The 18008-nt window shown below is 49.5% G+C and carries 22 protein-coding genes and 2 rRNA genes; 18 read left to right on the forward strand and 6 right to left on the reverse strand.

Annotated elements, in window-relative coordinates:
* Window positions 1-15: 15 nt before the first annotated feature.
* A complete protein-coding gene (locus HVZ39_RS26805; protein WP_181633005.1) occupies window positions 16-1224 on the forward strand; it encodes a CatB-related O-acetyltransferase in 1209 nt (402 codons plus the stop codon).
* A 50-nt stretch (window positions 1225-1274) separates the two neighbouring features.
* Window positions 1275-1972 (forward strand): IS1 family transposase gene (locus HVZ39_RS22630; RefSeq protein ID WP_244606946.1). Its coding sequence is split into 2 segments (ribosomal slippage): window positions 1275-1524 and window positions 1524-1972, totalling 699 coding nucleotides; the frame shifts between segments, so codons are not numbered across the junction.
* A gap of 10 nt (window positions 1973-1982) precedes the next feature.
* On the opposite strand, the gene HVZ39_RS22635 is transcribed toward HVZ39_RS22630, so the two are convergent.
* From HVZ39_RS22635 to HVZ39_RS22650, 4 genes are all read right to left on the reverse strand, one after another.
* Window positions 1983-2612 (reverse strand): SNF2-related protein, encoded by a 630-nt coding sequence (locus tag HVZ39_RS22635; RefSeq protein ID WP_042111112.1) that lies wholly within the window; start codon window positions 2610-2612, stop codon window positions 1983-1985.
* A gap of 56 nt (window positions 2613-2668) precedes the next feature.
* Window positions 2669-2908: a hypothetical protein gene (locus HVZ39_RS22640; RefSeq protein ID WP_008325051.1), complete on the reverse strand. Its 240-nt coding sequence runs from the start codon at window positions 2906-2908 to the stop codon at window positions 2669-2671.
* A gap of 521 nt (window positions 2909-3429) precedes the next feature.
* A complete protein-coding gene (locus tag HVZ39_RS22645) occupies window positions 3430-4041 on the reverse strand; it encodes an inovirus Gp2 family protein (protein ID WP_042111110.1) in 612 nt (203 codons plus the stop codon).
* Between the two features lie 404 nt (window positions 4042-4445).
* A complete protein-coding gene (locus HVZ39_RS22650) occupies window positions 4446-4652 on the reverse strand; it encodes an AlpA family phage regulatory protein (protein ID WP_001547758.1) in 207 nt (68 codons plus the stop codon).
* Between the two features lie 449 nt (window positions 4653-5101).
* Here HVZ39_RS22650 and HVZ39_RS22655 point away from each other — a divergent pair, with 449 nt between their 5' ends.
* The 16 genes from HVZ39_RS22655 (at window position 5102) to HVZ39_RS22730 (ending at window position 14066) form a co-directional block, all read left to right on the forward strand.
* Window positions 5102-6028 carry a hypothetical protein gene (locus tag HVZ39_RS22655; protein WP_042111109.1) on the forward strand — a complete coding sequence of 309 codons (927 nt, stop codon included), beginning with the start codon at window positions 5102-5104 and terminating at the stop codon, window positions 6026-6028.
* 106 nt (window positions 6029-6134) lie between these two features.
* On the forward strand, window positions 6135-6998 hold the full coding sequence (locus tag HVZ39_RS22660; protein ID WP_059362149.1) for a GTPase family protein: 864 nt from the start codon (window positions 6135-6137) through the stop codon (window positions 6996-6998).
* Window positions 6999-7089: 91 nt separating this feature from the next.
* Window positions 7090-7911, forward strand: a complete 822-nt coding sequence (locus HVZ39_RS22665; RefSeq protein WP_042111319.1) for a DUF932 domain-containing protein — start codon at window positions 7090-7092, stop codon at window positions 7909-7911.
* Window positions 7912-8127: 216 nt separating this feature from the next.
* Entirely contained in the window at window positions 8128-8829 is a 702-nt protein-coding gene (locus HVZ39_RS22670) for a WYL domain-containing protein (RefSeq protein WP_042111317.1), read from the forward strand.
* 40 nt (window positions 8830-8869) lie between these two features.
* Window positions 8870-9106: a protein YpjK gene (gene ypjK, locus HVZ39_RS22675; protein ID WP_001144031.1), complete on the forward strand. Its 237-nt coding sequence runs from the start codon at window positions 8870-8872 to the stop codon at window positions 9104-9106.
* Window positions 9106-9549, forward strand: a complete 444-nt coding sequence (locus HVZ39_RS22680; RefSeq protein WP_000649865.1) for a YfjS/YafY family lipoprotein — start codon at window positions 9106-9108, stop codon at window positions 9547-9549. Before ypjK ends, HVZ39_RS22680 begins: the two co-directional genes overlap by 1 nt.
* A 22-nt stretch (window positions 9550-9571) precedes the next feature.
* The gene (gene ykfB / locus HVZ39_RS22685; protein ID WP_001385283.1) at window positions 9572-10039 is read left to right on the forward strand and encodes a protein YkfB; all 468 of its coding nucleotides are present in this window, start codon (window positions 9572-9574) and stop codon (window positions 10037-10039) included.
* Window positions 10040-10115: 76 nt separating this feature from the next.
* Window positions 10116-10355, forward strand: coding sequence for a DUF905 family protein (locus HVZ39_RS22690; RefSeq protein ID WP_000194654.1), 240 nt, complete (start codon window positions 10116-10118; stop codon window positions 10353-10355).
* Between the two features lie 97 nt (window positions 10356-10452).
* Window positions 10453-10911, forward strand: coding sequence for an antirestriction protein (locus tag HVZ39_RS22695; protein ID WP_000211838.1), 459 nt, complete (start codon window positions 10453-10455; stop codon window positions 10909-10911).
* Between the two features lie 15 nt (window positions 10912-10926).
* Window positions 10927-11403, forward strand: a complete 477-nt coding sequence (locus HVZ39_RS22700) for a RadC family protein (protein ID WP_000811693.1) — start codon at window positions 10927-10929, stop codon at window positions 11401-11403.
* An 8-nt stretch (window positions 11404-11411) separates the two neighbouring features.
* Window positions 11412-11633, forward strand: a complete 222-nt coding sequence (locus HVZ39_RS22705; RefSeq protein WP_000691994.1) for a DUF987 domain-containing protein — start codon at window positions 11412-11414, stop codon at window positions 11631-11633.
* 18 nt (window positions 11634-11651) lie between these two features.
* Window positions 11652-11978 carry a type IV toxin-antitoxin system antitoxin YafW gene (gene yafW / locus HVZ39_RS22710; RefSeq protein WP_001548930.1) on the forward strand — a complete coding sequence of 109 codons (327 nt, stop codon included), beginning with the start codon at window positions 11652-11654 and terminating at the stop codon, window positions 11976-11978.
* Between the two features lie 89 nt (window positions 11979-12067).
* Window positions 12068-12445 (forward strand): TA system toxin CbtA family protein, encoded by a 378-nt coding sequence (locus HVZ39_RS22715; protein ID WP_000854726.1) that lies wholly within the window; start codon window positions 12068-12070, stop codon window positions 12443-12445.
* Window positions 12442-12930 carry a DUF5983 family protein gene (locus tag HVZ39_RS22720; RefSeq protein ID WP_001547769.1) on the forward strand — a complete coding sequence of 163 codons (489 nt, stop codon included), beginning with the start codon at window positions 12442-12444 and terminating at the stop codon, window positions 12928-12930. Before HVZ39_RS22715 ends, HVZ39_RS22720 begins: the two co-directional genes overlap by 4 nt.
* Window positions 12931-12941: 11 nt before the next feature.
* Window positions 12942-13139 carry a DUF957 domain-containing protein gene (locus tag HVZ39_RS22725; protein ID WP_000839269.1) on the forward strand — a complete coding sequence of 66 codons (198 nt, stop codon included), beginning with the start codon at window positions 12942-12944 and terminating at the stop codon, window positions 13137-13139.
* Window positions 13140-13223: 84 nt separating this feature from the next.
* The gene (locus HVZ39_RS22730; protein ID WP_001548928.1) at window positions 13224-14066 is read left to right on the forward strand and encodes a DUF4942 domain-containing protein; all 843 of its coding nucleotides are present in this window, start codon (window positions 13224-13226) and stop codon (window positions 14064-14066) included.
* Window positions 14067-14776: 710 nt separating this feature from the next.
* Here the strand turns inward: HVZ39_RS22730 and rrf are convergent.
* Together rrf and HVZ39_RS22740 are read right to left on the reverse strand one after the other, a co-directional pair.
* Window positions 14777-14892: ribosomal RNA gene (gene rrf / locus HVZ39_RS22735) — 5S ribosomal RNA — on the reverse strand.
* Window positions 14893-14987: 95 nt separating this feature from the next.
* Window positions 14988-17894 (reverse strand): 23S ribosomal RNA (locus HVZ39_RS22740).
* Between the last annotated feature and the right edge of the window lie 114 nt (window positions 17895-18008).

The following is an 18008-nucleotide window of genomic DNA, read 5'->3' on the forward strand; positions in this document are numbered from 1 at the left end:
ATAGAAGTGACTGAAATGCAAAATGTTATTTTATACGAAGATAAGATACAAGGGTCCGGCGTTCTTGAATCACCCTGCTATGCTAAGAGTAAAATCGAAGGGAAATTTTACGTAGGAGCATATACATTTCTTTCTCACTTAAGTAAGGTACAAAATTGCTTTATTGGTCGTTATAGTAGAGTAGATGATCTATGCACATTAGGGCTTAATAAAGAAAAAAAAGGAGCGTTCAGTAATCATTTCTTTAATTATGCTGAAAATGGACCATTTAGAAATGACGAGTACTATCAATCTATTAAACCGGAAAGATATTTTTACGAAAAGGAAAAAATCACATTAATTGGCAATGATGTTTTTATTCATAAAGGAGTAACAGTCTACGCAGGTGTATCCATAGGCGATGGCGCTGTTGTTTATGCTAATTCAGTTGTAGTCGAGGATGTTCCAGATTATGCAATCGTTGCTGGAATTCCTGCAAAAATCATTGGCTACCGTTTCCCTCAAGATAAAATTTTTCTCTTTAAAAAAGTAAAGTGGTGGGATAAAGATATTTCAGCACTGTTTGAGGATAAGAAAATCAATCTTGTTAATAATAGTGACTTTATTGATAAGATTGCGAATGCAATTCTCCCGGATAAAAAAATTAATACTTATTATTATAATAATTTCGATGGGCTACTGACTCCATTAAAAAAAGAAAATGTCATTATTGGTCCGTCACATATTTATCTTTGGCAAAAGGCAATATCTAGTGGTCAATACATGCCTAATAATTATTTTTTAGTAGGAATACAAGGCGTTTCTTCCTTTAGTGAAAATTTTACTAAAACAATAAAATGGCTAAGCAATATTTTTAAAGAAGTATATTACTTTGTGCCAGACTTCCGTATTGGTAATGCTGGTCTATTAAATGATGAGACTGATGAGCAGGATGGTTTATTCATAGACCCCAATCTTATGAATAATGAAAATGACAAGCGTTGTTATCAACGAGGAATTTCATTTTTAGATGATATGGCTACTATAACAAATGTTCATTACATTTTTTGGTGCCTCTCTGGGAGAGAGTCAATTAATAAAAGAGATGGTAAATTTATTTTTGATGGTAATTATAAGCATCCTATTTGGAATTTAAGCGAACTAAAAGAAAAATATCAGGAAAAAATGGTTCTTGTGGAGGAGATTGGAATTAATGTACTAGAAAATACAATAAATGATGGGTAATGGTGCCAACTTACTGATTTAGTGTACGATGGTGTTTTTGAGGTGCTCCCGTGGCTTCCATCTCCATCAGTTGTCCCTCCTGCTCAGCTACTGAAGGCGTGGTGCGTAACGGTAAAAGTACTGCCGGACATCAGCGCTATCTCTGCTCTCACTGCCGTAAAACATGGCAGCTACAGTTCACTTACACCGCCTCTCAGCCCGGTACACACCAGAAAATTATTGATATGGCCATGAATGGCGTCGGATGTCGCGCCAGTGCACGCATTATGGGCGTTGGCCTCAACACGATTTTACGACACTTAAAAAACTCAGGCCGCAGTCGGTAACCTCGCGCATACAGCCGGGCAGTGACGTCATCGTCTGCGCGGAAATGGACGAACAGTGGGGATACGTCGGGGCTAAATCGCGCCAGCGCTGGCTGTTTTACGCGTATGACAGGCTCCGGAAGACGGTTGTTGCGCACGTATTCGGTGAACGCACTATGGCGACGCTGGGGCGTCTTATGAGCCTGCTGTCACCCTTTGACGTGGTGATATGGATGACGGATGGCTGGCCGCTGTATGAATCCCGCCTGAAGGGAAATCTGCACGTAATCAGCAAGCGATATACGCAGCGAATTGAGCGGCATAACCTGAATCTGAGGCAGCACCTGGCACGGCTGGGACGGAAGTCGCTGTCGTTCTCAAAATCGGTGGAGCTGCATGACAAAGTCATCGGGCATTATCTGAACATAAAACACTATCAATAAGTTGGAGTCATTACCGCTGATCCAGACGGCAAATCAGGCGATCGGTTTCGGTAAAAAAATTGCCCGTTGCACACTGCTCCTGCTTTTCTTTGCTGAAGATTTCAAATTGCAGGCCAAACTTTTCAAATAGTTCGTCTTGCCATTGTTCGGTCAGTGAGCCAGGCGATACCACCATAATCCGTCTGGCATCAGCTCGCAGCAGCAGCTCAGAAATGAACAAGCCAGCCATAATCGTTTTGCCCGCGCCAGGATCATCGGCCAAGACATAGCGCAGCGGCTGCTTAGGTAGCATATATTCGTAAACAGCTGAAATTTGGTGCGGCAAGGGGTCAACATTGGCCATGTTGACAGCCATCATCGGATCAAACAGAGCTGCCTGTGATATCCGATATGCTTCCAGCCCCAGTTTGAAATCGCCTCCGTCAGCATCAAAAGCCCATGCTCGGCCCACTGTCGCGAGCTCAAGCGCCATCTCATCACTTCGAAACAACATGCGTTCTGCCAATACGCCCTTACTGTCTTTGTAGTAAACAGTCAGAGCGTGCTCACCGATCTGCTCCACTGTCACCACGCGAACCACTTGCCCTTCGACAATGCCGCGGACCTGAGCATCTTTCTTGATCTCTTCGAGCTTGAGCATGTTGTTCCTTAATAACTTGCTGGTTTATAAAACGGTTTTCGCGAAGTTGAACGATATTAGAGCTTGTAGGTATCGAGCCCAGCAAGCTTTAGTCGAGTAGTCAGATTACGCATCTTGCTGAATTCGGTACCAAGGCTCTCTTTGAGCCCAACCCCTTCACAAAACTCCCGCGAAGTCACGTGTTTAAGCTCATCTGCATATTTGAGCATTTGCAGATGTAGCTCGACTGTATATTGGTTGCGAGGTGCAACTGACAAGGCATGCTTGATCTGCTGATAGATCTCTTGTTCAGACACTAATGACTCCAAGTAAATTAATACAGCTAATTTAGCTAAATTAGCTACTGAATACCGTCAGTGCAAGCATCATCAACCTTTGGCGTTACTCAACTGACTATTTTTTGTTCTGCCGATTATTCATTACTCGGTAAACATTCGTACCTTCCCTAAACCTCGCGCAAATCAAGTGATCATTTCCCCATCAACCACGAGGGAGGTCTACTATCATCGGCACGCTTCAGACAGGCCAACGTATCGATTCTGCAAACTGTACCGTCAGACGTTCGCAGACTACCTAGGCTAACCCCATGCCAGGTCACCTGCACTCCGGTTTTCGGGTTGCTATCCGCACATTGCCCAGCGCAACCTCACTGTAAGTCGTGCTATCACTACTCTTGATGTTACCCAAGGGATTGCAGTGCCAAGTGGCCCCAGTGACCCCACAGGCAATTGTCTGAAGCCTTAAAGACTCAAAAGCAGGTATTAGAGCCAAGCTAAGGGGCTGGCTCTAATACCTAGGCTGGGCAGCAGGATTTATATCAGGACTGACTGCAGCCAAACGAGCGTTCATCTCGGCTGTATGACTTGGTCCGTTCCTTCGCAAAGTAGCTCAGACGGAAAGTGAGCTTATCGTAAACCGCACGATAGTCTGTGGCGTTGGCATCCAGATAATACAGGGGATTATCTGGGATGTGGACCAACGTTCGGTATTCGGGGTAAGGGCCTAGTTGCAAAGCGCTCAGCCAGGCTTCACGTATCAGGCTGGCTAATCCCGTTCCCCCTTCTCCATAGCTCCCAAGTCCATTGAATGTGTCTTTGTTCACGAAAAGTACCATGTGGTAATGGGACTTCTCGTTTATTTCTCCCACTTCCCGAACCCAGGCGTAACGCAACTGGCATGGGTAGATCCTGATGCCATGCTTTATTTTATTTCGGTACCGAGCATCGATTTTTGCATTAAGCGATTCAATGAAACGGGATATCAGACCACTATTCCTATTACAGTTGTCATCAGGCAGACGTAGATCGACACGGACAGCCATTGTCCTTGGGTGTTGTGCTATAGCGTTATCAATTACACCCAGCATCCGTTGCAAATACGTTGTATTGAATGGGGCATGACGTTGGTCAAGATAAATATCATTAAGCATAATAGATTCCTGTGATCTGAATATCGGGCAGGACGGAACCTTACCCGCGATGGTTGAGGTAATTAGGTGGTATCAAATCTGGCTTATTGAGTTTGTGTTGGATGTTAGTTGGGTGATGCTGACTAAATTGCTTAATGTGTATTGTGTAGGTGTGTATTACTGGAATATTGGGGTTTATGTACTGATATATATTAACAATCCGTCACGTATTAATACTCAACATTCAGGCCAGATGCGGTTTGATATTTCATTGTGTTAAATTATTTACTCCGAAGTTAATGTCGTCTGAAAAAAATGATTAAGGGGTGGCTATAACTTATTTCAATCACGGTGCATGATCAGAGTGTCATTTAAAATTAAGCAGCAAAAAGGGCATGGAATTTGATAAACACAGTCCAAAATATTTAATTTCTGGAATCATTAATTTTAGCCTGCAACCACTCCTCCAGGTCGCTTTTTAACCAGCGAGAAGCTCTACCCATCTTAATGGGTTTCGGAAATACCCCTTCCTGTATCAACTTATAGAACCATTTATCACTCAGGCCAGTAAGGCGTGTGATAAACTTCATATCGATGAACTCATCTTCCAGTAGTGCAGGTTTAGTTTTCATGCTGAGTGTCCCATTGCGAGAAGAGCACCGGAGCAGGCGATAACTAATTGTTCACGCCTTCTCCTCCACATGAATGGGGTGTGACGTAAAAAAAGATCTGGAAGGAGCAGTTGAGCTACCCAACTAAGAATGCATAGATACGGAAAACCTCGTGTAACGCTGTTCTCTGACCGTTACAATTTGACGGATGTCGAAACTTTGTAGAGTGCAATCATGAAAATTATTCAGAGTGGTGAGTTGATCAGTACTCTCCCCCAATTTACCAGAGGCAGAAAAATCACAGGAGGCAACCAGCCATTAATCACTTACTAATCAGTTAGTAATCACTACTTTATCATTAAAAAATCAGCAAAAAACCAGTCAACAGTCACCTTGCAGATGCCAAATCATCATGGTTCATTTATACTTTTGAAAGCATCGGACAGATGTGATATCACACTGGAGGGTACATGCTTAGGTATGACGAAGTGAGAGAGGAGTTCTTTTCCCTTTACGTTCTGAGTCTGTATTACAACGAAGATTACATTAAGCAGGCGAGTAATTTCGACACGCCTGAGGAATTTCAAAAACTCATTAATCATATATTGAACACTAAATTCCTATTCAATAATGAAGCAATACAAAGTGCGCGTACTTACTTGAAAAAACAGTTCCATTACAAAATCATTGACAAAGAGAAGTTCGATTGTTTCAAAGGTTCTGATAGAGGATCGTGGTTTGCCTTAATGTATATATATAACAACAGAATCAGTCCTGAAACCTCCTCGAGCGTGAATATCTTTGCACAAGATAATATTTACAACCCGAACTCAACTCCTGCATCCTTTTTTGAATTTGAAAACATTGATGAAATTAAAAATTTCTCACTTGATGAAGTACAAGCCGAAATGCAGGTGGGAATCTCCCCTAGCAATAAAGAAAAAAATAGAGATACACCTGAAAAATACTCGCGTAGATTTTATTTAACATCTGGCGCAGATCCCGACAACTACAGCCCGAATACAACATCCGAACAAGAACGCATTTGTACTTTGATGAGGTTTATTGATTTAGCTCCTGTAAGTTTAAGTCAGAAAATTTCCTATTTTCGTAAGTTGCATGATAAATGGCTAGAGCAATATAATACATTTCTTACTGATTATGACTGGCTAGATAAAAAAGATGAAAAGCAAGCTATCTATTGCTGGGAGTATCTGAGAAATAAAAATATGATCCCCTTTTATTTAAAACCATATAACACTGCAATGAGAATACAGATGATCATTGCATGCATGGATAGTTGGGACACTGGAGTTGAAGAAAAATATTTCTTTATTCAGAAAATGAAGCATGCTTGGCAGCAGGCTGTTTCATCACGTAAAAAAGACAAAAAGTAGATCAAGTTAATAATTTTCAGATATATATCATCCCTTTGAACATACCAGATTAACGGTGGAATCTCACGATTCTGCCGTTTTTGTATTATTTTTCAGAGGAGTAGTAATGAACAATTCTGAAGGATTGAAGCCGTTTCAGCAATCGCTCGCTGGTCTGCCACAGTGGGTGTCTGAACGTATATTGCAGCAGATAAATCAGTTAACCCGCTACGAGCCAGTGATCGGCATTATGGGTAAAACCGGTGTTGGGAAGAGCAGTCTGTGCAATGCCCTGTTTGCCGGAGATATATCACCGGTCAGCGATGTGGCTGCATGTACCCGTGAGCCACTGCGCTTTCGCCTGCAAGTCGGCGACCGCTATATGACGCTGGTGGACCTGCCCGGCGTGGGCGAAAGTGGTGCTCGCGATACCGAGTATGCTGCGATGTACCGCGAACAACTCCCCCGGCTCGACCTGGTTCTGTGGCTGATTAAGGCCGATGACCGGGCGCTGGCGGTGGATGAACATTTTTATCATCAGGTGATTGGAGAGGTATACCGGCATAAGGTGCTGTTTGTTATCAGCCAGTCGGATAAGGCCGAACCCACCAGCGGTGGGGGACCGTTGTCCACGGCGCAGAAGCAGAATATCAGCCGTAAAATCTGTCTGCTGCATGAGCTGTTCCAGCCCGTACATCCGGTGTGTGCCGTGTCGGTCCGTCTTCAGTGGGGACTGCGGGTGATGGCCGAGCGAATGATTAAGTGCCTGCCACGTGAGGCCACCAGCCCGGTGGTGTCGCAACTCCAGTCTTCCTTTCGCACGACGGTAGTCCGGGAACAGGCTCGTAGCGATTTTGGTGAAACCGTCGGGGCCGTACTCGATAGCATCAGTGCCTTTCCCCTGATACCCGCCCCGGTACGGGCTGTCATTCAGGCCGTGCGCACCACGGTGGTGTCAGTGGCCCACGCCGTCTGGGATTTCTTCTTCTGAGTATTTAACCCATCCCTGTTACTTCCCTGCCCCTGTCGCCGATGCGACGGGGATCCCTTTTATTTGTTTTCCCGTTATGAGGAGTCTGCTTATGACCCGTCTGGCTTCGCGCTTTGGCGCAGCAAATCTTATCCGTCGCGACCGCCCGTTAACCCGCGAAGAGCTGTTTCGCGTGGTGCCCAGTGTATTCAGTGAGGACAAACACGAGTCCCGTAGTGAACGCTACACATACATACCCACCATCTCCCTGCTCGACAGCCTGCAGCGGGAAGGCTTCCAGCCGTTCTTTGCCTGTCAGACCCGTGTGCGTGACCCGGCGCGTCGTGAGCACACAAAGCACATGTTGCGTCTGCGCCGGGAGGGACAGATCACCGGTAAACAGGTCCCGGAAATCATTCTGCTTAACTCCCATGATGGCACCAGCTCTTACCAGATGTTGCCTGGCCTGTTCAGGGCTGTGTGCCAAAACGGTCTTGTCTGCGGTGAGTCGTTTGGGGAGGTGCGGGTGCCGCACAAGGGGGACGTGGTAAGTCAGGTAATAGAAGGGGCGTATGAGGTACTGGGGATTTTTGACCGGGTGGAGGAGAAACGGGATGCCATGCAGTCGTTGCTGTTGCCATCACCGGCGCAGCAGGCACTGGCAAAAGCTGCACTCACGTACCGGTTCGGTGAAGACCACCAGCCGGTGACTGAATCGCAGATACTGTCCCCACGTCGCTGGCAGGATGAGAGCAATGACCTGTGGACCACGTACCAGCGTATTCAGGAGAACCTGATTAAGGGCGGTCTCAGTGGGCGTAACGCCAAAGGAGGACGGTCACATACCCGTGCCGTTCGTGGTATTGACGGGGACGTGAAACTTAACCGGGCACTATGGGTGATGGCGGAAGCGATGCTCACGCAGCTGCAATAAGCGTTTCATGTTGCCACGTTGTTAATATCGGACACCACCTGTCCGCATTGCAACGTGCTGGTGGTCCTCACTCACCGGGGGATGGCCTGTAACCCCCGCTACATCTGGCTTTTGCAGAAATAAAAAATAGTTTCTGTGATGTCCATACCCTGTCCGCCCCCTTATTTAAAGTAATCACATCATTTTCAGTCAGTTAACTTTCACGGAGAACGTCTCATGACACAGGCAGAACGCCGCCATGACCGGCTGGCTGTCAGGCTGTCACTGATAATCAGCCGTCTGGTGGCAGGGGAAACGCTGAGTGTGCGTAAGCTTGCCGCTGAGTTTGGTGTGTCGGTGCGCACGCTGCGGCGTGATTTTCGTGAGCGGCTGATGTATCTGGACCTGGAGTATCAGTCCGGATATTGCCGCTTACGCACTGCGGGCAGTGAGACGCAGATGGTGCCCGACGTGCTTATCTTTGCCCACCGCAGCGGGATGGCCGGTCTTTTCCCTGGCTTTGACCGTCGTCAGGTAAACGCACTGCTGATGTGCGATGAGTCTCCCTGCGTAATCGCACCCGCCAGTCCTGTTCCTTCGCCATCAGGAGCATTGTCTTTCTGGAGACTGATTCAGGCCATTACCGGGCGCAGGCGGGTAACGCTGATTGCCGAGGAGCAGCGCTGTGAGCGGCTGGCTCCCTGTCGGTTACTCATCCACCAGCAGGCCTGGTATCTGGTGGCAGAGCACGACGGACATATCGCCGTATTCACCCTGGATGAAATCCATCTGGTTCAGCCCCTGCAGGAGACTTTCCGGCGTAACGACAGTCTGTGTCGTCTTGTTGAAGACCCGGGCTTTATTCAGTCCTTACCCCATTTTCGCTTTATCCAGCAGTCATTGCTTACATTTGTTCCGGCTGACAGCCCACCGGAATAGCGCAGGCATTGTTATCAACCCGGCAACAGGGAGGAGCCCTATGCCCGTTATTGCCATTATCGCCATTGTTGTCATCGTCATCATTCTGAACAAAACCGGGGTGTCCGACAGTCTCGCGGCCCTGACCCTTGCCACTGTTGCCGCACTGCTGACGGGAGGTGGCGCAGCCGGTGCTGCCAGTGTCGCGCTGACACCGTTCGTCGGCGTGCCGGTGGGTATTTTCGTCGGCATTTATGTCTTTGCCAAAGTGGTACGTCTGATTTCAGGGAAAAAATAATGAAATGTAAAACACTACCTCTGCTGGCGATGGTTGCCACCACTCTGTTTCTGAGCGCCTGCGATGACAGGAGTGATGACCTGAAAGCTATCAGTAAATTTAAGGACCTCACGCCTCCGCGCTTCAGCGATGTGGTCAGTCGGCAGGATGATGTCAGCGAAGAATGGTCACAGGTTGGCTTTTCATCAGGTCTCACCCTGCAGGTCTTACGTACCCGTGAGTCGCCCGATGGCTGCGAGGGCGGTAGTTACTACTACCTCGTGGATATGCAGGAAAAAACCATCCAGCCGCTGATGAATGCGCTGTGTATTGCCGATAACATCAAACTGGAATACCAGGAGGTGACGGACCCGTATACCAAAGAAAAATACTTTGAGTACGCCCATGACGGCAAACTGATGGGGCAGCTACTGATACCCTCGAACCCTGACAATCAGGAATAAAACAACGACAAAGGAGACAAGAATGACAATACTTTCACTAAGTCGGTTTATGCTGGCGGGTGTACTGCTCGCGAGCTTTAATGCCTCTGCTATCCCGGGGTTCTGGCAGCAGGGTTACGGTCAGGGCAATACGGAATACAGCGTGACCGAAGCCAGCGGAAAGACGTTTACCATCAACTGCACAGGGAACCCGGACCAGAATGGTTTCTATCAGCATTCAGTCTTTCTTACCCTTGCCGATGACAAGATGGTCAGTTCGCACGATGACGACACTACTATCACCGTAGTGATGGATCACCAGCAGTACATTATTCCGTCCAGCCTGGGCTGGCGTAACGGCGATAACGCCTGGTTTGACTTCATCAGCAATATCTCTGAGGCCGGGCAGTTCGACGTCTACGTCAATGACCACAAAGCAGGGACCTTCACTGCGGACCGGAAGAACACTGAGAAAGTTCTGTCCACTCTCGGAGACTGCAGCAACGACTGATAGTAGTATCTTCCCCAGCAAATCCACCCCGACAGCCAGCAGGCTGCCGGGGTTTTCTTTTATCAGGAGCCCGAAAATGACCCAATCCGTGTTGCTGCCACCGGGGCCTTTCACCCGGAGACAAGCGCAAGCGGTCACTACCACGTACAGCAATATCACACTCGAAGACGACCAGGGCAGTCACTTCCGTCTGGTGGTTCGTGATACTGAAGGCCGGATGGTCTGGCGGGCATGGAACTTTGAGCCGGATGCCGGTGAAGGTCTTAACCGCTATATCCGCACCTCAGGCATCCGTACAGACACGGCCACCCGCTGATCGCGAAGCATTTACCCGCATTCACCTCCCCGAACACACTTTATATCCCCATACGCCAGCCATCGCCGCTGGCGTTTTTATTGACGGAGACATACCCATGACAACACAGACGCAGCACGACCTCGCACCCGCTAACCAACCCGAATTTGAACTGACCGTCACGCCGGTCCCCGATGAACAGCGTATCGATTTCTGGCCACAGTACTTTGGCGCTATCCCGCAGTGGCTACTCCTGGAGCCGCATATCTTCGCCTGGATGGACCGCTTCTGTGAGGGCTACAGCGGTGGTATCTGGTCGTTCTACACCCTCAGCAATGGCGGCGCATTTATGTCCCCCGAGCCTGACAACGATGAGACATGGCGTCTGTTTAACTGCCTGAACGGTAACGATGCCCAAATGAGTGCAGAAGCAGCAGGTATTGCTGTCTGCCTGATTGCGTATAGCCACCATGCCTGCCGTACAGAATGTGACGCGATGACCGCACACTATTACCGCCTGCGGGAGTATGCCATGCAACATCCAGAGGCTCACGCCATTCTGCGTATTATCGACTGACCGAAGGAGCAACAGATGAAACAGCTTTCCTTTTTACCCGGCGAGATGACGCCACAGGACCGGCGTCTCATTCAGCGGGCGCTCAGGGCTCTGGACCGCCACCTGCATGAGCCCGGCGTAGCCTTCACCTCTACCCACGCCGTACGTGAATGGCTGCGACTGCATATGGCCGCGCTTGAGCGGGAAGAGTTCCGGGTGTTGTATCTGGACAACCAGAATCAGTTGATTGCCCATGAAACGCTCTTCACCGGCACGATTAACCGCACCGAGGTGCATCCCCGGGAGGTGGTCAAACGTGCTCTGCACTTCAACGCGGCGGCGGTGATACTCGCGCATAACCATCCTTCCGGCGAGACGACACCTAGCCAGGCCGACAAAACCCTCACGCAGCGACTGGTTCAGGTGCTTCAGCTGGTGGATATCCGTGTCCCTGACCATCTGATTGTCGGTGGCAGGCAAATCTATTCGTTCGCAGAACACGGTCTGCTTTGAGGTATTACATGAAAATTATCAGTAAACGCAGGGCAATGACGATATACCGCCAGCATCCTGAGTCCCGAATCTTTCGCTACTGCACCGGCAAATACCAGTGGCACGGTAGCGTCTGTCATTACACCGGCAGGGACGTTCCGGATATCGCCGGAGTCCTCGCGGTATACGCCGAACGCCGCCAGGACCGCAATGGGCCCTATACCTGCCTGATGAGCATCACCCTGAACTGACAATAGTGGAGAACTGTAATGAGCAACCCTACCAGGGGCCTGCAGCGGGAGATTACACTGCGCCTGGGAGCCCGTCTGGTGCAGGAAGGCAACCGACTGCATTATCTGGCTGACCGGGCCAGCATCACCGGCAAGTTCAGTGACATCGAATGCCGGAAGCTGGATGAAACATTCCCGCACTTTATCCGCCAGATGGAATCGATGCTGACCACCGGTGAACTCAGCCCCCACCATGCCCACTGCGTTACCCTGTACCACAACGATTTAACCTGCGAAGCCGACACCTTCGGCTCCTGTGGTTACGTTTATCTGGCTGTTTATCCGACGCCCGAAACGAAAAAGTAAATCATCAGAATAATCTTCTGCTCCGGCCTGGTGTTTTCACCACGCCACTTTTCCATTTTTCATCTCTGCATATCAGGAAAATCTTCAGTATGAAAACATTACCCGACACACACGTACGGGAGGCATCGCGCTGCCCGTCTCCCGTCACCATCTGGCAGACACTGCTGTCCCGGTTGCTGGACCAGCATTACGGCCTTACGCTGAATGACACACCGTTCGCCGATGAACGTGTGATTGAGCAGCATATTGAAGCTGGCATTTCACTGTGTGATGCGGTGAACTTTCTCGTTGAAAAATACGCACTGGTACGTACCGACCAGCCGGGATTCAGCGCCTGTACCCGCTCTCAGTTAATAAACAGTATTGATATTCTCCGGGCTCGCAGGGCAACCGGCCTGATGACCCGCGATAACTACAGAACGGTAAATAACATTACCCAGGGGAAGCATCCGGAGGCGAAACAATGAAACTGGCCCTGACGTTGGAAGCCGACAGCATTAATGTGCAGGCACTGAACATGGGGCGAATTGTCGTTGATGTCGATGGTGTTAATCTCACTGAACTGATTAACAAGGTCGCTGAAAACGGTTATTCACTCCGCGTGGTGGAGGAATCCGACCAACAGTCAACCTGCACACTACCACCGTTTGCAACCCTTGCCGGCATACGCTGCAGTACCGCACATATCACGGAAAAGGATAACGCCTGGCTGTACTCGCTGTCACACCAGACCAGTGACTTCGGTGAATCAGAATGGATTCATTTCACAGGTAGCGGATATCTGTTACGTACCGATGCGTGGTCATATCCGGTTCTGCGGCTTAAACGCCTGGGGTTGTCAAAAACGTTCCGTCGTCTGGTTGTCACACTCATCCAACGTTATGGCGTCAGTCTCATTCATCTGGATGCCAGCGCTGAATGTCTGCCGGACCAGCCCACTTTCGATTGGTAACCAGGAACAACATGAAATCATTAACCACGGAAACCGCACTGGATATTCTGATTGCGTGGCTACAGGACAATATCGACTGCGAATCGGGAATTATCTTTGACAACGATGAGGATAGAACGGATTCAGCAGCACTGTTGCCCTGCATCGAACAGGCCCGGAAGGATGTCCGTGCTCTTCGTCATCTGCAGCTTCTGCACCAGAACCGGTGAATATCACTCACCATACTTCATTCCCCTGACGCCAGCCTGAATACAGCTGGCGTTTTCGTTTATAAACCAAAAGGAAAACCGATAATGTCAGACATCACAATCTCCCGTCCGGAAGTGGTCACCGGGCATACGGACGTTATCTGCTCCACCAGTATCCAACACGTTGTGACGGTACGGAATGCAGCACTGCAACAAACCGAAACGCTTATCCGGCAACTGGCAGAAATCTCAGTGCTGACAGCAGGCATTGGCGGCAAAACCGCCCTGGACTGGGCGATGAAACAGAATTTTCGCTGTGGCTGCTGGCTGATGGAAAAACCGGAAGCAGCAATGAAAGCCATCACCCGCAATCTCGATCGAGAAATCTGGCGTGACCTGATGCAACGTTCCGGGATGCTGAGTCTGATGGATGCGCAGGCCCGGGACACATGGTACCGATCACTGGAATATGATAATTTTCCGGAAATCAGTGAAGCGAATATCCTGAGTACATTCGAACAACTGCACCAGAATAAGGATGAGGTGTTTGAGCGAGGGGTGATCAACGTCTTCAGGGGACTGAGCTGGGATTACAAAACCAACTCACCCTGTAAATTTGGCAGTAAAATTATCGTCAACAATCTGGTGAGGTGGGACCGGTGGGGGCTTCATCTGAACAGCGGGCAACAGGCCGATCGACTTGCCGATCTGGAAAGAATGCTACACCTGTTCAGCGGCAAACCGATCCCCGACAACCGGGAAAACATCACTATTCGTCTGGATGGTCACATCCAGTCCGTTCAGGGTAAAGAGCGCTATGAAGACGAGATGTTCATCATTAAATACTTTAAGAAGGGATCTGCACACATCACTTTCAAAAGGCTGGAACTGATTGACAGAATTAACGATATAATAGCCAGGTACTTTCCTTCTGTGCTCTCAGCCTGATCCCGAGTGTGATTCCCTTTCGATATCAAAAGGGACTGCGGGTATAATTGAGGGTACATTTTTAATCAAACCAAATAAATTATATTAATATCAATATGGTAAAAGAAATTTTCGATTCCGAGTCCGGCACCACTATTTAAAGAACCCGCCCTAGAGGCGGGTTTTTGCTTTTATAGTTTCTGATACTTTCCAACCGATCATCTCTCAATATCTTTACTGCTCTACCCCCCACAAAATCCATATGCAAGATTAGCCGTGCCTTTTAACAAGCTGACATCTGGGTTCTATAAGAAGATGGGGGTTAACGTGATGGGACGTACAGAGGTCCGCGATCCTGAGCGACAGTACCTGTTACTCAACCCCGTGCACGGATAGCAGGCAATGTGCTGCCGGGAGAGCCTGGTGTGCTGCGCTTCTCAGGCCTGAACACCGGTTACAACATGATGGGCTGGATAAAATGGTACGCTGCATCCGGCAGTTCTCACTCCCTGCAGACGCAAAAAAGCCCATCCGGCAGGATGGGCTTCTTCACTTGTTTGATGCCTGGCAGTTTATGGCGGGCGTCCTGCCCGCCACCCTCCGGGCCGTTGCTGCGCAACGTTCAAATCCGCTCCCGGCGGATTTGTCCTCCTCAGGAGAGCACTCACCGACAGACCACAGATAAAACAAAAGGCCCGGTCTTTCGACCGGGCCTTTCGCTTTTATTTGATGCCTGGCAGTTCCCTACTCTCGCATGGGGAGACCCCACACTACCATCGGCGCTACGGCGTTTCACTTCTGAGTTCGGCATGGGGTCAGGTGGGACCACCGCGCTACAGCCGCCAGGCAAATTCTGTCTATCAACACGCTTTTCGCATGTCGATGTAATCTGTAATCAAACTGAAAATCGTGTCTCTTTCGCCAAAACATCTTCGGCGTTGTAAGGTTAAGCCTCACGGTTCATTAGTATCGGTTAGCTCAACGTATCGCTACGCTTACACACCCGACCTATCAACGTCGTCGTCTTCAACGTTCCTTCAGGACCCTTAAAGGGTCAGGGAGAACTCATCTCGGGGCAAGTTTCGTGCTTAGATGCTTTCAGCACTTATCTCTTCCGCATTTAGCTACCGGGCAATGCCATTGGCATGACAACCCGAACACCAGTGATGCGTCCACTCCGGTCCTCTCGTACTAGGAGCAGCCCCCCTCAATTCTCCAGCGCCCACGGCAGATAGGGACCGAACTGTCTCACGACGTTCTAAACCCAGCTCGCGTACCACTTTAAATGGCGAACAGCCATACCCTTGGGACCTACTTCAGCCCCAGGATGTGATGAGCCGACATCGAGGTGCCAAACACCGCCGTCGATATGAACTCTTGGGCGGTATCAGCCTGTTATCCCCGGAGTACCTTTTATCCGTTGAGCGATGGCCCTTCCATTCAGAACCACCGGATCACTAAGACCTGCTTTCGCACCTGCTCGAGCCGTCACTCTCGCAGTCAAGCTAGCTTATGCCTTTGCACTAACCTCCTGATGTCCGACCAGGATTAGCTAACCTTCGTGCTCCTCCGTTACTCTTTAGGAGGAGACCGCCCCAGTCAAACTACCCACCAGACACTGTCCGCAACCCGGATCACGGGTCTACGTTAGAACACCAGCCATTAAAGGGTGGTATTTCAAGGTTGGCTCCATGCAGACTGGCGTCCACACTTCAAAGCCTCCCACCTATCCTACACATCAAGGACCAGTGTTCAGTGTCAAGCTATAGTAAAGGTTCACGGGGTCTTTCCGTCTTGCCGCGGGTACACTGCATCTTCACAGCGAGTTCAATTTCACTGAGTCTCGGGTGGAGACAGCCTGGCCATCATTACGCCATTCGTGCAGGTCGGAACTTACCCGACAAGGAATTTCGCTACCTTAGGACCGTTATAGTTACGGCCGCCGTTTACCGGGGCTTCGATCAAGAGCTTCTCCTTACGGATAACCCCATCAATTAACCTTCCGGCACCGGGCAGGCGTCACACCGTATACGTCCACTTTCGTGTTTGCACAGTGCTGTGTTTTTAATAAACAGTTGCAGCCAGCTGGTATCTTCGACTGATTTCAGCTCCATGAGTAAATCACTTCACCTACATATCAGCGTGCCTTCTCCCGAAGTTACGGCACCATTTTGCCTAGTTCCTTCACCCGAGTTCTCTCAAGCGCCTTGGTATTCTCTACCTGACCACCTGTGTCGGTTTGGGGTACGATTTTGTGTTACCTGATGCTTAGAGGCTTTTCCTGGAAGCAGGGCATTTGTTACTTCAGCACCGTAGTGCCTCGTCATCACACCTCAGCGTTAACAAGACTCCGGATTTACCTGGAATCTCCGCCTACATGCTTAAACCGGGACAACCGTCGCCCGGCTAACATAGCCTTCTCCGTCCCCCCTTCGCAGTAACACCAAGTACAGGAATATTAACCTGTTTCCCATCGACTACGCCTTTCGGCCTCGCCTTAGGGGTCGACTCACCCTGCCCCGATTAACGTTGGACAGGAACCCTTGGTCTTCCGGCGTGCGGGTTTTTCACCCGCATTATCGTTACTTATGTCAGCATTCGCACTTCTGATACCTCCAGCATGCCTCACAGCACACCTTCAACGGCTTACAGAACGCTCCCCTACCCAACAACACATAGTGTCGCTGCCGCAGCTTCGGTGCATGGTTTAGCCCCGTTACATCTTCCGCGCAGGCCGACTCGACCAGTGAGCTATTACGCTTTCTTTAAATGATGGCTGCTTCTAAGCCAACATCCTGGCTGTCTGTGCCTTCCCACATCGTTTCCCACTTAACCATGACTTTGGGACCTTAGCTGGCGGTCTGGGTTGTTTCCCTCTTCACGACGGACGTTAGCACCCGCCGTGTGTCTCCCGTGATAACATTCTTCGGTATTCGCAGTTTGCATCGGGTTGGTAAGTCGGGATGACCCCCTAGCCGAAACAGTGCTCTACCCCCGAAGATGAGTTCACGAGGCGCTACCTAAATAGCTTTCGGGGAGAACCAGCTATCTCCCGGTTTGATTGGCCTTTCACCCCCAGCCACAAGTCATCCGCTAATTTTTCAACATTAGTCGGTTCGGTCCTCCAGTTAGTGTTACCCAACCTTCAACCTGCCCATGGCTAGATCACCGGGTTTCGGGTCTATACCCTGCAACTTAACGCCCAGTTAAGACTCGGTTTCCCTTCGGCTCCCCTATTCGGTTAACCTTGCTACAGAATATAAGTCGCTGACCCATTATACAAAAGGTACGCAGTCACCCCATAAAGAGGCTCCCACTGCTTGTACGTACACGGTTTCAGGTTCTTTTTCACTCCCCTCGCCGGGGTTCTTTTCGCCTTTCCCTCACGGTACTGGTTCACTATCGGTCAGTCAGGAGTATTTAGCCTTGGAGGATGGTCCCCCCATATTCAGACAGGATACCACGTGTCCCGCCCTACTCTTCGAGTTCACAACACATGCACTTTTGTGTACGGGACTATCACCCTGTACCGTCGGACTTTCCAGACCGTTCCACTACCACACATGCTGATTCAGACTCTGGGCTGCTCCCCGTTCGCTCGCCGCTACTGGGGGAATCTCGGTTGATTTCTTTTCCTCGGGGTACTTAGATGTTTCAGTTCCCCCGGTTCGCTTCATTACGCTATGTATTCACGCAATGATAGTGTGACGAATCACACTGGGTTTCCCCATTCGGAAATCGCCGGTTATAACGGTTCATATCACCTTACCGACGCTTATCGCAGATTAGCACGTCCTTCATCGCCTCTGACTGCCAGGGCATCCACCGTGTACGCTTAGTCGCTTAACCTCACAACCCGAAGATGTTTCGTAAAACACTTCAGTGTTGCGAAAATTTGAGAGACTCGGACACACCGCTTTTCATTTCTTGTTTACGGAGAAATGAAACAGTGTGTCGTTTCAA

The organism is Citrobacter sp. RHB35-C21 (assembly GCF_013816515.1).
GTDB classification, from domain to species: domain Bacteria; phylum Pseudomonadota; class Gammaproteobacteria; order Enterobacterales; family Enterobacteriaceae; genus Citrobacter; species Citrobacter braakii.

What these genes read in the sequence shown, in the direction of transcription:
- HVZ39_RS22645 (WP_042111110.1), bottom strand. Translation starts at nt 4,041, where the DNA reads ATGCTTAATGATATTTATCTTGACCAACGTCATGCCCCATTCAATACA.
- HVZ39_RS22695 (WP_000211838.1), top strand. Translation starts at nt 10,453, where the DNA reads ATGACAACACAGACGCAGCACGACCTCGCACCCGCTAACCAACCCGAA.
- HVZ39_RS22700 (WP_000811693.1), top strand. Translation starts at nt 10,927, where the DNA reads ATGAAACAGCTTTCCTTTTTACCCGGCGAGATGACGCCACAGGACCGG.
- HVZ39_RS22725 (WP_000839269.1), top strand. Translation starts at nt 12,942, where the DNA reads ATGAAATCATTAACCACGGAAACCGCACTGGATATTCTGATTGCGTGG.
- HVZ39_RS26805 (WP_181633005.1), top strand. Translation starts at nt 16, where the DNA reads ATGCAAAATGTTATTTTATACGAAGATAAGATACAAGGGTCCGGCGTT.
- HVZ39_RS22665 (WP_042111319.1), top strand. Translation starts at nt 7,090, where the DNA reads ATGACCCGTCTGGCTTCGCGCTTTGGCGCAGCAAATCTTATCCGTCGC.
- yafW (WP_001548930.1), top strand. Translation starts at nt 11,652, where the DNA reads ATGAGCAACCCTACCAGGGGCCTGCAGCGGGAGATTACACTGCGCCTG.
- HVZ39_RS22655 (WP_042111109.1), top strand. Translation starts at nt 5,102, where the DNA reads ATGCTTAGGTATGACGAAGTGAGAGAGGAGTTCTTTTCCCTTTACGTT.
- HVZ39_RS22635 (WP_042111112.1), bottom strand. Translation starts at nt 2,612, where the DNA reads ATGCTCAAGCTCGAAGAGATCAAGAAAGATGCTCAGGTCCGCGGCATT.
- ykfB (WP_001385283.1), top strand. Translation starts at nt 9,572, where the DNA reads ATGACAATACTTTCACTAAGTCGGTTTATGCTGGCGGGTGTACTGCTC.
- HVZ39_RS22715 (WP_000854726.1), top strand. Translation starts at nt 12,068, where the DNA reads ATGAAAACATTACCCGACACACACGTACGGGAGGCATCGCGCTGCCCG.
- ypjK (WP_001144031.1), top strand. Translation starts at nt 8,870, where the DNA reads ATGCCCGTTATTGCCATTATCGCCATTGTTGTCATCGTCATCATTCTG.
- HVZ39_RS22650 (WP_001547758.1), bottom strand. Translation starts at nt 4,652, where the DNA reads ATGAAAACTAAACCTGCACTACTGGAAGATGAGTTCATCGATATGAAG.
- HVZ39_RS22670 (WP_042111317.1), top strand. Translation starts at nt 8,128, where the DNA reads ATGACACAGGCAGAACGCCGCCATGACCGGCTGGCTGTCAGGCTGTCA.
- HVZ39_RS22690 (WP_000194654.1), top strand. Translation starts at nt 10,116, where the DNA reads ATGACCCAATCCGTGTTGCTGCCACCGGGGCCTTTCACCCGGAGACAA.
- HVZ39_RS22720 (WP_001547769.1), top strand. Translation starts at nt 12,442, where the DNA reads ATGAAACTGGCCCTGACGTTGGAAGCCGACAGCATTAATGTGCAGGCA.
- HVZ39_RS22705 (WP_000691994.1), top strand. Translation starts at nt 11,412, where the DNA reads ATGAAAATTATCAGTAAACGCAGGGCAATGACGATATACCGCCAGCAT.
- HVZ39_RS22660 (WP_059362149.1), top strand. Translation starts at nt 6,135, where the DNA reads ATGAACAATTCTGAAGGATTGAAGCCGTTTCAGCAATCGCTCGCTGGT.
- HVZ39_RS22730 (WP_001548928.1), top strand. Translation starts at nt 13,224, where the DNA reads ATGTCAGACATCACAATCTCCCGTCCGGAAGTGGTCACCGGGCATACG.
- HVZ39_RS22680 (WP_000649865.1), top strand. Translation starts at nt 9,106, where the DNA reads ATGAAATGTAAAACACTACCTCTGCTGGCGATGGTTGCCACCACTCTG.